General features: G+C 73.4%; 13 protein-coding genes. 6 read left to right on the top strand and 7 right to left on the bottom strand.

Annotated elements, in window-relative coordinates:
• Nucleotides 1-23: 23 nt before the first annotated feature.
• The 3 genes from ACR9ZG_RS15595 to ACR9ZG_RS15585 all read right to left on the bottom strand — a co-directional run bounded on the left by ACR9ZG_RS15595 (nucleotide 24) and on the right by ACR9ZG_RS15585 (nucleotide 3,768).
• Nucleotides 24-1,040: an ABC transporter permease gene (locus tag ACR9ZG_RS15595; RefSeq protein WP_481285766.1), complete on the bottom strand. Its 1,017-nt coding sequence runs from the start codon at nucleotides 1,038-1,040 to the stop codon at nucleotides 24-26.
• The gene (locus tag ACR9ZG_RS15590; protein ID WP_481285765.1) at nucleotides 1,018-2,658 is read right to left on the bottom strand and encodes an ABC transporter substrate-binding protein; all 1,641 of its coding nucleotides are present in this window, start codon (nucleotides 2,656-2,658) and stop codon (nucleotides 1,018-1,020) included. Before ACR9ZG_RS15590 ends, ACR9ZG_RS15595 begins: the two co-directional genes overlap by 23 nt.
• Before the next feature lie 168 nt (nucleotides 2,659-2,826).
• Nucleotides 2,827-3,768 (bottom strand): NADP-dependent oxidoreductase, encoded by a 942-nt coding sequence (locus ACR9ZG_RS15585; protein WP_481285764.1) that lies wholly within the window; start codon nucleotides 3,766-3,768, stop codon nucleotides 2,827-2,829.
• 108 nt (nucleotides 3,769-3,876) lie between these two features.
• Between ACR9ZG_RS15585 and ACR9ZG_RS15580 the strand changes: the two genes are divergently transcribed.
• Entirely contained in the window at nucleotides 3,877-4,380 is a 504-nt protein-coding gene (locus ACR9ZG_RS15580) for a MarR family winged helix-turn-helix transcriptional regulator (RefSeq protein ID WP_481285763.1), read from the top strand.
• A 13-nt stretch (nucleotides 4,381-4,393) separates the two neighbouring features.
• On the opposite strand, the gene ACR9ZG_RS15575 is transcribed toward ACR9ZG_RS15580, so the two are convergent.
• From ACR9ZG_RS15575 to ACR9ZG_RS15560, 4 genes are all read right to left on the bottom strand, one after another.
• Nucleotides 4,394-4,717, bottom strand: a complete 324-nt coding sequence (locus ACR9ZG_RS15575) for a hypothetical protein (protein WP_481285762.1) — start codon at nucleotides 4,715-4,717, stop codon at nucleotides 4,394-4,396.
• Nucleotides 4,718-4,770: 53 nt separating this feature from the next.
• On the bottom strand, nucleotides 4,771-5,463 hold the full coding sequence (locus ACR9ZG_RS15570; protein ID WP_481285761.1) for a winged helix-turn-helix transcriptional regulator: 693 nt from the start codon (nucleotides 5,461-5,463) through the stop codon (nucleotides 4,771-4,773).
• Nucleotides 5,464-5,469: 6 nt separating this feature from the next.
• Nucleotides 5,470-5,907, bottom strand: a complete 438-nt coding sequence (locus ACR9ZG_RS15565) for a VOC family protein (RefSeq protein ID WP_481285760.1) — start codon at nucleotides 5,905-5,907, stop codon at nucleotides 5,470-5,472.
• A 62-nt stretch (nucleotides 5,908-5,969) separates the two neighbouring features.
• Nucleotides 5,970-6,671, bottom strand: a complete 702-nt coding sequence (locus tag ACR9ZG_RS15560) for a CDP-alcohol phosphatidyltransferase family protein (protein WP_481285759.1) — start codon at nucleotides 6,669-6,671, stop codon at nucleotides 5,970-5,972.
• A 123-nt stretch (nucleotides 6,672-6,794) separates the two neighbouring features.
• Here ACR9ZG_RS15560 and ACR9ZG_RS15555 point away from each other — a divergent pair, with 123 nt between their 5' ends.
• The 5 genes from ACR9ZG_RS15555 to ACR9ZG_RS15535 all read left to right on the top strand — a co-directional run.
• On the top strand, nucleotides 6,795-7,772 hold the full coding sequence (locus ACR9ZG_RS15555) for a zinc-dependent alcohol dehydrogenase (RefSeq protein ID WP_481285758.1): 978 nt from the start codon (nucleotides 6,795-6,797) through the stop codon (nucleotides 7,770-7,772).
• The gene (locus tag ACR9ZG_RS15550) at nucleotides 7,772-8,170 is read left to right on the top strand and encodes a 6-pyruvoyl trahydropterin synthase family protein (protein WP_481285757.1); all 399 of its coding nucleotides are present in this window, start codon (nucleotides 7,772-7,774) and stop codon (nucleotides 8,168-8,170) included. The genes ACR9ZG_RS15555 and ACR9ZG_RS15550 overlap by 1 nt, the downstream gene beginning before the upstream one ends.
• Complete coding sequence (locus ACR9ZG_RS15545; RefSeq protein ID WP_481285756.1) at nucleotides 8,143-9,261, top strand: glycosyltransferase family 4 protein; 1,119 nt, start codon at nucleotides 8,143-8,145, stop codon at nucleotides 9,259-9,261. Before ACR9ZG_RS15550 ends, ACR9ZG_RS15545 begins: the two co-directional genes overlap by 28 nt.
• Nucleotides 9,258-10,103 (top strand): SAM-dependent methyltransferase, encoded by an 846-nt coding sequence (locus tag ACR9ZG_RS15540; protein WP_481285755.1) that lies wholly within the window; start codon nucleotides 9,258-9,260, stop codon nucleotides 10,101-10,103. The genes ACR9ZG_RS15545 and ACR9ZG_RS15540 overlap by 4 nt, the downstream gene beginning before the upstream one ends.
• On the top strand, nucleotides 10,100-10,585 hold a 486-nt coding region (locus ACR9ZG_RS15535; RefSeq protein ID WP_481285754.1), incomplete at its 3' end, for a lysylphosphatidylglycerol synthase domain-containing protein. The genes ACR9ZG_RS15540 and ACR9ZG_RS15535, both read left to right, overlap by 4 nt.

The raw sequence follows: 10,585 nt of genomic DNA, 5'->3' as shown, positions 1-10,585 counted from the left end.
GGCGGGGGCGGTGGCGAGGGCGGTCATGTCAGCTCCAGCCGGGGGTCGATGACGGTGTAGACGACGTCCACGATGAGGTTGGCCGCGACGTAGACGACGGCGACCAGGGTGACGATCCCGGTGACGACCGGGAGGTCCTGCGAGTTGACCGCGGTGACCAGCACCGAGCCGATGCCGGGGCGCGAGTAGATGGACTCGACGATCACGGCGCCCGAGAGCGTCGCGCCGAGCGCCCAGCCCGAGAGCGTCACCGCCGGGATGACCGCGTGCCGCAGCACGTGCCGCAGCCGGATGCCCCACTCCCCCATGCCGCGCATGCGCGCCGACACGACGAACGGCTGGTCGAGCGCCCGCTCGAACTCGGTCCGCACGCTCTGCGCCATGAACCCGGCGAGCGGGATGGCGAGCGTCAGGGCGGGCAGCACGATCCCGGCGGGCGAGGTGCCGCTGATGATGGGGAACCAGCGCAGCCCGAGGCCGAACACGAGCAGGAGGATGATGCCGAGCCAGTACGCGGGCAGACCGGCGGTCACGACGTCGGCGGTCGCCCCGACCGCACCGAGCCGCGGCCCGCGACCGGCCGTGAGCGTCACCCAGACGACCATGATGAGCCAGGCGAAGGCGATGGCCGTGAGCGACAGCGTGAGCGTGCTCCCGAGCTGCTCGCCGATGATCGCCGTCACCGGCCGGTACTGCTGGTACGAGGTGCCGAAGTCGCCCGCGACCAGGCCGCGGAGGTAGTCGACGTACTGCACGATCACCGGCTTGGTGAGGCCGTACTGCTGGTTGATCTGCGCGAGCTCCTCGGCCGTGCGGGCCTGAGCTTGGCCCGCACGGATGTTGAGGATGGTCGTCGCGCGGTCTCCTGGCAGCGCGACCTGGGCGAAGAACGCGACGGTCGCAGCTCCCCAGAGCACGATCAGCGCGGCGCCGACCTTCCGCAGGACGGTGAGGGCCACGGCGCGGCCGCGGCGGGGGCGGATCGCACCCTGTTCGATGGGCCCGGCCGCGATCAGCTCACTTGACGAAGTACGCGTCATAGAACGTCGGTCCTCCCTGTGCGTTCTCCTGCCACACGTCGCGCAGCTTCGTGGCGACGGCGAGGGTGCTGAGCCGGTCGTACACGCCGATCGACAGCGCGTGCTCGGCGATGTAGTCCTGCGCCTTCTCGTACGACGCGTTCTGCTCCTCCACCGTTGCGGCCGAGTTGCCGTCGAGGATGTACTGCTCCAGCGTCGGGTCGTTGTAGAAGGCGGCGTTCGCGTAGTTGGGGTGGTCCTCGGTGGTGGGGCGCCAGTTGATGTAGAGGATGCCCGCGGTCACGGCCGTCCAGTACCCGGCGGCGAGGTCGTGGGTGTCGGGCCCGGCGTACTTGCCCGAGAAGAACTCGCTCTGCGGGACCGGGATCAGCTTCAGGTCGAAGCCCACCTTGTCGGCCTGCTCCTTGACGCCCTGGAGGATCGCGGCGCCGTCGGCGTTGATGATCGAGCCGGCGCCGTACGGCAGCGAGACGGTCAGCTTCTTCCCGTCCTTCTCCCGGACGCCGGTGTCGCCCTTCCTGGTCCAGCCGGCCTCGTCGAGCAGCTCGTCCGCCTTGTCGATGTCCTGGCTGTACCAGCCGGCGGCCTTCTCGCTGTAGCCGGGGGTCGCCTGGCTGACGCCGCCGTTGCCCTCGACGGGGATGACGCCGTGGCCGATGGTGTCGACGATCGCCTTCCGGTCGAGGCTGTACGCGAACGCCTGCCGGACCTTCTCGTCGGTGAAGGGGCCCTGCTGCGTGTTGAACGAGATCTGCTGCGGGCGACCGGGCGTCACGTACTTCTCGAGCTGGTAGCCGCCGGTCTTGAGGGTGTTCCACTGCACGGCGGGCACGTCGTAGATCGCGTCCACCTGTCCGCCCTGCAGGGCGGCGACGCGGGTCGTTGGGTCGGCGACGAACTTCCAGTCGATCTTGTCGACGTAGGCCGGGCCGGTGTGCTTCGCGTTGGCGGGCGGCGAGGTGTAGTTCTTGTTCTTGACCAGGATGATGTCCTGGCCGCGGTTCCACTTCTCGACCGTGAAGGCGCCGGTGCCGATGGGCGCCTCGCAGTTCTGCTCCTTCGTCCGGGTCTCCAGCGCGTGCTGCGACTGGATGCCGAAGTAGCCCTGGCTGAGGTTGTCGGCCAGCCGCGGGTACGGGCGGGAGAGGTCGACCTGGAGGGTGTGCTCGTCGACCGCCTTCGCGTCCTTGTAGTAGCCGTCGAGCCAGACGTTGGCGGTGCTGTTGCCGCCCTTCACCCAGTAGTCGAAGTTGTACGCGACGGCCTCGGCGGTCAGCGGGGTGCCGTCGGTGAACTCCACGCCCTTCTTGAGGTCGAAGGTCCAGGTGAGGCCGTCGGCGGACTGCTTCCACGACGTGGCCAGCCACGGCACAACCTTCTTGTCGTCGTCGAGGGAGGTGAGGTTGTCGAGCACCTGGTACGAGAGGTACGCCTGCTCGATCCAGCCGCCGAACACGCAGGCCGGCTCCTGCTGGTGGGCGTAGACGATGGTGCCGCCGGCGACCTTCTGGCCGCCGCCGGTCGCCGCCTGCGAGCCGCCGGCGCAGGCCGACAGCGCAAGCGCGCCGGCGACGACGACGGCCGCGGCGCCGAGGGTACGGGAGGTACGGGAACGCATCTGGGACTCCTGACGGGATCGGGGATTCGCATCAGGATGGGCGACGCGGCAACCCCCGTCGACCGCCCGTGACACTGTGTTGCGCGAGCGGAACACAGCGTCACACGGGCGTGCCGGAACGGGGGTCGCGGGGGTATACGGGCGTGCCTCAGGCCGCGCGAGGCGGGTTCACGCAGCGTCGGGGATGGCCACCACCTTGCCGCGCAGGGTGCCGGCGGCCGCCGCGGCGTGCACCTCGGCGAGGGACGAGAGGGGCACCCGGCGCGCGACCTCCACCCGCAGCTCCCCCGCGTCGACCCGGCGCACGAGCTCGCCGAGCTGCGCGGCGTCGCTGCGGACGAAGACGACCACCGAGCGCACGTCGCGATCCTCGTCGCTCGGCGCGGGCATCCACGCCGTGGTGCTCACGACGACGCCGCCGTCGCGGACCCGGGTGACCAGCGCGGTGAACGCGTCGGGGTCGATGGGCGCCAGGTTGAGCAGCACGTCGACCGGCTCGTCGATGGCAGCGAGCACGTCGGTCGTCGTGTGGTCGATGACCTCGTCGGCGCCCGCTGCCGCCACCGCGCCCGCGCTGCGCGGGCTGGCCGTGGCGATCACGTGCGCCCCCGCCGCCGCGGCGAGCTGGACGGCGTACCCGCCGACCGCGCCTCCCGCTCCGCTGATCAGCACGCGCTGCCCGGCGGTGAGGCCGGCGTCGTCGAACAGGGCCTGCCAGGCGGTCAGCCCGACCGAGGGCAGGGCGGCCGCGTCGGCCAGGGGGATGCTCGTGGGGGCGGGAGCCAGCGCCTCCGCCGGGGCGATGACGTACTCGGCGGCAGCCCCGTCGGCGGTCATCGGGAGGAAGCCGATGACGGCATCGCCGGCCGCGAAGCCGTCGACCCCGTCGCCCACCGCGTCGACCGTGCCGGAGACGTCGTAGCCCGGGATGTGCGGGAGGGTGACGGGGATGGCGCGGAGCACCCCGCTCCTGATGCCGTTGTCGGCCGGGTTGAACGCGACCCCGGCCACGCGGAGCCGCACCTCGCCGGCGCCGGGGACCGGCACCTCGATCTCGTCGATGCCGAGGACCTCGGGTCCGCCGAACTCGTGGAAACGTACTGCCTTCATGTCGATCGCTTCTCTCGTCGTGTCTGTCACCATCTTGTTTGCTTCGAATTCGAAGCATTACGGCGACCATAGCACTGCTTCGAATTCGAAGCAACCTATACTGGAGGCATGACGGAACCGACGCCGCCCGCTCTCGACCGCACGCAGCTCGGCGCCTACTTCGCGCTGATCGAGGCGGCGAGCCTGCTGCGGCACGCGGTGGAGCAGCAGCTGCGGGAGGCCGGCGATCTGAGCTACGTGCAGTTCCAGCTGCTGGCGCGCCTGGGCGACGCGCCCGACGGCAGCCACAGCATGACGGAACTGGCGGACGGCGTCGTCTACAGCCGCAGCGGCCTCACCTACCAGGCCGGACTGCTCGAGAAGGCGGGTCTCGTGACGCGGGCGCCCTCAGCCGATGACGAGCGCGCCACGACCGTCACCATCACCGACGCGGGCCGCGGCGTGCTCGCGGCCGTGTTCCCCGGGCACATCGAGACGCTGCAGGAGATGCTGTTCGCGACGCTCGACCGCGACGGCACACGGGAGCTGGAGCGTCTCCTGACACCCGTGGTGGATCACATGCGCGCGCTGCCGCCCCGATCGGCGGCGCGGCGGCGCGGCAGGAAGCAGTAGGAGCGGAGGCCGCTCAGGAGTCCATGCCGACGGCGGGCTCGCCGACGAACTGGTGCGCCTCGGAGGCGAGCTCCGGCCAGTCCTCCGCGTCGGCGATGCGAACCCAGGCGCCCTTCGGCTCCGATCGCCCGGCCGGGACCGCCTGGGCGACGCCACGCCCGACGAGGTCGTCGGCGCGCTCCTGCGGCAGGTCGACCGCCAGCTCGACGCCGTCGAGGTAGGCGAACAGCCTCCCCCGCACATGCAGGCCGGTCGCGGTCACCGAGACGTCGAGGTCGGGATCCTCCAGCAGCTGGGCTGCCAGCAGCTCGAACGCGGCGACGGGGCTGTCGGTCATGCGGGGGTCCTTTCGGCGGCGGTCGTGACTCCCCCATCCAACCGGAGGATGCGTCACGCCGCCAGGTGGAATGTGCTCGCGAACCGCCCGAGCAGGTCTCCCGGGCCGTGCAGCACCTCCACGACCCCCGTCTCGATGGCCCGCTCGGGCGCGAGTTCGCCGGACAGGAGGCGGCGGATGCCCGGACCGGTGGCGAACGCCAGGTCGGCGCGGGCCGGCACCGCCTCCGCCCGCACGACCTCGAGCGCCGGGCCGTCCACCGAGATGAGGAGGCCGGCACCGCCCGCGTCCCCGGCGGCCCCGGACCCGGCCCCGGACCCGGCCCCGAACCGCGCCGCGTACGCGGTAGCCGGCAGCTCCGCCGCCACCTGCGGGCGGAAGGCCGTGCGCAGCGCGATGGTCATCGCGTCGGGCGTGATGACCTGCGCCTCCCTCGGCTCCCCCAGCGCTTTGAAACCCCAGGCGCCGAGAGCGAGGATCACCGGCTCCAGCTCGCGGCCGTACGGCGTCAGCTCGTACACGATCACCCGCGAGCGCGGCGCCCGGCGGATGATTCCGGCCTCCTGCAGCTCCTTCAGCCGCGTCGCGAGGATGTTGCTCGGGATGCGCGGGAGGCCCTCGGCGAGCTCCCCGTACCGGCGCGGCCCGACCAGCAGGTCGCGGACGATGAGCAGCGCCCAGCGCTCGCCCACGAGCTCGAGGCCGCGGGCGATGCCGTCGTACTGCCCGTAGTCGCGTGCGACCATCCGGCCTCAGCCCTGCTGCTGATCGGCGTACGCCTCCGGGCCCTGCTGGGCGGCCTGCGGGTCCATCCAGCCGAACTCGAGGAGGTTGCCGTCGGGGTCGGCGAGCTGCCGCTGGTACATGAAGCCGTAGTCGGAGGCGGGGCGCTCCTCCACACCGCCGGCCTCGATCCCGCGGGCGACCGTGGCGTCGACCTCCTCGCGGCTGGGCGAGAACAGCGCCACCGCGACCGAGACGGTCTGCGACGGCTCGCCGATCGGCCGGTCGGAGAAGGTCTGGAAGTACTCGCGGGTGACGAGCATGAAGAAGTTGTGGTCCTCCTCCACGACGACGCAGGCGGCGTTGTGGTCGGTGAAGAGCGGGTTGATGGTGTAGCCGAGCGCCTCGTAGAACGCCTTCGAGCGCTCCAGGTCGGTCACCGGCAGGTTGACGAACATCATGGACATCGTGAGTCTCCTCGTGTCGTTCGGTTGATGCGGCCGATACTTGCAAAAAACAAGTGGTCGCGTCAAGACCCCCGCTGCACGAGATCCGGAACAGCGGACGACGCCTCGCCCGCATCCTCCCGCCGCCGCACCAGCCAGATCGCGTCGCGCCCGAACGACTCCACGAGCAGCAGCAGCGCGACAGCGACGAGCACTGCATCGATCCCCGGCAGGAGGCGCGAGACCGCCACGGCGAGCGCGATGCCGGCGAACGCCGTCACGACCTTGCGCCAGTAGCGGCGCGGGAGCGTCCGCCGGAACCACGGCAGCAGCAGCCCGACCGCGACGAAGGCGTAGCGCAGCAGCCCGATCGCCAGCACCCACACCCCCAGCGCCGGGGCGACCGCGACCCCGAGGACCAGCAGGAGGAACGCATCCACCTCCATGTCGAACCGGGCGCCCAGCTCCGTGACGCTGTGCGTGCGCCGCGCAACCCAGCCGTCGACCGCGTCGAGCGCGAGCGCGGGGACGACCAGCGCCACGACCGGCGCGAGCGGCACCTCCCCCACGAAGGACCCCGCGACGAGGCCCGTGATCGCGCCGACCAGCACGGTGCGGATGCTCGTCACGACGTTCGCCGCGCCGAACCGCACCATGCCACGGCGGCGATACCCTCGCGCGACCAGGGCCGCCGCGACCACGAGGACGACGGCCGTCACCAGCCACGCGAGCGGCGGCAGGGCGACCGGCCACCCGGCGACGGCCTCCAGTTGAACCCTTTGCATCTGCCCCTCGTGTCCTGAGTACGGCACCCTGAGCGTTAACACGCTCCAGCGCCGCCGATGGTTCAGCGGCGCCGACGGTTCAGCGGCGCCGATGCTCCGGCACCGGCGAGGAGGGAGGACAGCGTGCGCGAGGCCACCGCCTTCTGGGTCGAGGAGCCCGGCGCCGGCGCCCTCCGCCAGGAGGCGCTGGGCGGCCCCGGAGACGGGGAGGTGCTCGTCCGCACCCTGTGGAGCGGCGTCAGCCGCGGCACCGAGGCGACGGTGTTCGCCGGGCGCGTGCCCGCGAGCGAGCACGAGCGCATGCGCGCACCGTTCCAGGAGGGCGGGTTCCCCGGCCCCGTGAAGTACGGCTACCTCAATGTCGGCGTCGTCGAGGAGGGGCCGGAGGAGCTGGCCGGCCGCACGGTGTTCACGCTATACCCGCACCAGTCCGCGTTCGTCGTTCCGGCCTCCGCGGTGGTGCCGGTGCCCGACGGCGTCCCCGCGCGACGGGCCGTGCTCGCGGGCGCCGTCGAGACCGCCGTCAACGTGCTGTGGGATGCGGCCCCGCTTCTCGGCGACCGGGTCTCGGTCGTCGGCGGCGGCATGATCGGCTGCTGCGTCGCACGGCTCGCAGGCGGCCTCCCCGGCGCCCAGGTGACGCTGGTCGACACCGAGCCCGCGCGCGCAGCGGTCGCCGAACGGCTGGGCGTCGCCTTCGCCACGCCCGCCGAGGCTCCGCGCGACGCCGACCTCGTCATCCACACCAGCGGGTCGGCGGCGGGGCTGCGGCTCGCGCTCGAGACGGTCGTCACCGAGGGGGTCGTAGTCGACGCCTCCTGGTACGGCGACCGTGAGGTCGGCCTGCCGCTCGGCGCGGACTTCCACTCCCGGCGGCTCACGATCCGGTCGAGCCAGGTCGGCGCCGTCGCGCCGGCCCGCCGCGACCGCCGCACGACGACGGACCGGCTGACGCTCGCGCTGCGGCTCCTGGCCGATCCGGCCTTCGACGCGCTGCTCACCGGCGCGTCCTCGTGGCGCGAGCTGCCCCGGGTGCTCGCCCGCCTCGCCGCGGGGCCGGGCCAGGAGCTCTGCCACACGATCGACTGGAGGGACGCCTGATGCCGTACACCGTCACCGTCCGCGACCACATGATGGTCGCGCACAGCTTCACCGGCGAGGGCTTCGGGCCGGCGCAGCGGCTGCACGGCGCGACCTTCGTGGTGGACGCGACCTTCGGCGCCGACGAGCTCGACGCCGACGGGGTCGTGATCGACATCGGCCGCGCCTCCGCCGCCCTCGCCGAGATCACGGGCGCCCTGACCTACCGCAACCTGGACGACGATCCCGCGTTCGCCGGGGTGAACACGACCACGGAGGTGCTCTGCCGCGCGATCGCCGACCGGCTCGCCGACGCTGCCGCCGCGGGCGCGCTCGGCGACGTCTCCGCGGTCACCTCCATCGCCGTCACCCTGCACGAGTCGCATATCGCGTGGGCGAGCTACACGAGGTCGTTGTGACGGCCGGGTGGCTCGCCTTCGTCGTCCCCGAGGGGATCGACGACCCGGCCCGCGTCAGCGGCGGCAACATGTACGACCGGCGCGTCCGCGACGGTCTGCGTGCGGACGGGTGGGAGGTGCGGATGGCGGCCGTCGCGGTAGCCGACTCCGACGCCACGGCGCGCGCGCTCGCCGCTCTGCCGGACGACGCGCTCGTGCTGATAGACGGCCTCCTCGTCCCTCGCGCGGCCGGCGCCCTCTCGCTGCACGCGCCTCGGCTGCGGGAGGTCGTGCTCGCGCACCAGGCGCTCCACCGCCCCGACGACGCCCTCCTGGCCGCCGTCCGCTCCGCGCGCCGGGTGATCGCGACCAGCGCCTGGACGCGCTCCGAACTGGTGGAGCAGGACGCCGCCGACCCGCACCGGATCGTGGTCGCGCGCCCCGGGACCGACCCGGCCCCCGTGACCACCCCCTCCCCCGACGGCGGCCGGCTGCTCTGCGTCGCCGCGGTCGCCCCGCACAAGGGCCACGACCTCCTGGTGCGCGCCCTCGCCGGATCGGCCGCCATTTCCGGCTGGACCTGCACGATCGCCGGTTCGCTGGAGGTCGACCCCGGCTTCGCTGCGGCGCTCGCGGCGATCGTCGAGTCGACCGGGCTCGCCGGCCGGGTGTCGTTCGCCGGCGTGCTCACCGGGCAGGCGCTCGAGGAGGCGTACGGGGGAACCGACCTGCTCGTGCACCCGTCGCGCACCGAGAGCTACGGGATGGCCGTCGCCGACGCGCTCGCGCACGGCGTCCCCGTGCTGGCGACGGGCGTCGGCGGGATCCCCGAGGCGATCAGCCGTCCGGAGGCGGCGATGATCGTGCCGCCGGACGATCCGTGGGCGCTCCAGGTCGCGCTGCGGCGCTGGTGGGCGAGCCCCGCTCTGCGGGAGGAGCTGCGGGCGGGCGCCCTCGCGGCCCGCGCCGAGGCACGGTCGTGGGCGGCGACCACGGCGGCCGTCGCGCACGCGCTGGCGGAAGCGGCGGGCGACGACGCGCCTGCGGAAGCACGAGCCGCCCCTCCCACCCGCGACGGTCACCGCGCGAGCCGGACGGCGGCCGGCCGATGAGCGAGATCCTCGAGGTCAGCGGGGACTGGCTGCAGCTGCGCGAGGCGGAGGACGCCCGCGCCCGTTCCCACGCGCTCGCCGACGCCCTCCCCGCCCTGCTCCCCGCCGGGCCGCTGACCGTGCACGACCTCGGCAGCGGCACCGGCTCGATGATGCGCTGGCTCGCGCCCCTCCTCCCCGGGCCGCAGACGTGGGTCCTGCACGACTGGAACGCACGGCTCACGGCCCACGCGGCCGTCGGAGCGCCGCCGCGCGACCGGGACGGCAGGCCGGTGCGGATCCGCGCGCGGGAGGGCGAGCTGAGCAGGCTCGGCGCCGCCGACCTGCGGGGCGCGTCGCTGGTCACCGCGTCCGCGCTCCTCGACGTGCTGACCGCGCGGGAGGCGCACGCCATCGTCGACGCGTGCGTCGCGGTCGGCGCGCCCGCGCTCCTCCCGCTCACCGTGACCGGCGATGTGGAGCTGCGGCCGTGGGACGCGCGCGCCATCCGCTACGCGCGCGCCTTCAACGCCCATCAGCGGCGGGAGGTGCACGGTCGGCAGCTGCTCGGCCGGTTCGGGGCGCCGATCGTGGAGGGCCTGTTCGCGCGGGCGGGCTGGCGCACCCGCCGCGCTCTGACCACCTGGCTGCTCGACGCCGCCGATCCGCGGCTGCTCGCCGAATGGCTCGACGGCTGGATCGATGCGGCGCAGGAGCAGGCGCCCGAGCTGCGCGGGCACGGGCCCCACGACCCCGGGTCGTGGCCCCACCGCGACTACCGGCGGCTGCGGCACGCGCAGCTGTCCCGCGGCGAGCTCTCCGCGGTGGTCTACCACCTCGACGTGCTGGGGTGGCCGCGGTGACCCTCCGGATGCACGCGCCCCGGCCGGCCGCGGTCGCCCGGATGCGGGAGGTCGCCGCCTCCCGCTGGTTCCGCCCGGTCGTGCGCGTGGCACTCGGGGCGGTGGTGCTCGCCGCCGTGGTCGCCCACGTCGGCGCGGCGCCGTTCATCGCGGGACTAGCCGCGCTCGATGCATCAGCCCTGGGAGCGGCGGTCGCGCTCACGGCGCTGGCGACCGCCGCGGCGGCCTGGCGCTGGAGCGTCGTCTCCCGCGCCCTCGGCGTACCGCTGCCGTGGAGGTCGGCGGTCGGCATGTACTACCGCTCGCAGTTCCTCAACTCGGTGCTGCCCGGCGGCGTCGTCGGCGACGTGCGGCGGGCCGCCGACCACGGCCGCAGTGTGGACCAGCGCGGGCCGGCGGCGCGGGCCGTCGTGATCGAGCGCGGGGTCGGGCAGGTCGTGCAGCTGCTGCTCGCGGTGCCCATCCTGGTCATCGGCGGGATG

The sequence above is a fragment of the Leifsonia sp. KNZ12-8B genome (assembly GCF_056755495.1).
The sequence above is the reverse complement of the archived record's forward strand: the minus strand, read 5'-3'. Positions and strand labels throughout refer to the sequence as shown.

What these genes read in the sequence shown, in the direction of transcription:
- ACR9ZG_RS15560 (WP_481285759.1), bottom strand. Translation starts at nt 6,671, where the DNA reads ATGCAAAGGGTTCAACTGGAGGCCGTCGCCGGGTGGCCGGTCGCCCTG.
- ACR9ZG_RS15580 (WP_481285763.1), top strand. Translation starts at nt 3,877, where the DNA reads ATGACGGAACCGACGCCGCCCGCTCTCGACCGCACGCAGCTCGGCGCC.
- ACR9ZG_RS15565 (WP_481285760.1), bottom strand. Translation starts at nt 5,907, where the DNA reads ATGTCCATGATGTTCGTCAACCTGCCGGTGACCGACCTGGAGCGCTCG.
- ACR9ZG_RS15575 (WP_481285762.1), bottom strand. Translation starts at nt 4,717, where the DNA reads ATGACCGACAGCCCCGTCGCCGCGTTCGAGCTGCTGGCAGCCCAGCTG.
- ACR9ZG_RS15585 (WP_481285764.1), bottom strand. Translation starts at nt 3,768, where the DNA reads ATGAAGGCAGTACGTTTCCACGAGTTCGGCGGACCCGAGGTCCTCGGC.
- ACR9ZG_RS15570 (WP_481285761.1), bottom strand. Translation starts at nt 5,463, where the DNA reads ATGGTCGCACGCGACTACGGGCAGTACGACGGCATCGCCCGCGGCCTC.
- ACR9ZG_RS15590 (WP_481285765.1), bottom strand. Translation starts at nt 2,658, where the DNA reads ATGCGTTCCCGTACCTCCCGTACCCTCGGCGCCGCGGCCGTCGTCGTC.
- ACR9ZG_RS15595 (WP_481285766.1), bottom strand. Translation starts at nt 1,040, where the DNA reads ATGACGCGTACTTCGTCAAGTGAGCTGATCGCGGCCGGGCCCATCGAA.
- ACR9ZG_RS15540 (WP_481285755.1), top strand. Translation starts at nt 9,258, where the DNA reads ATGAGCGAGATCCTCGAGGTCAGCGGGGACTGGCTGCAGCTGCGCGAG.
- ACR9ZG_RS15550 (WP_481285757.1), top strand. Translation starts at nt 7,772, where the DNA reads ATGCCGTACACCGTCACCGTCCGCGACCACATGATGGTCGCGCACAGC.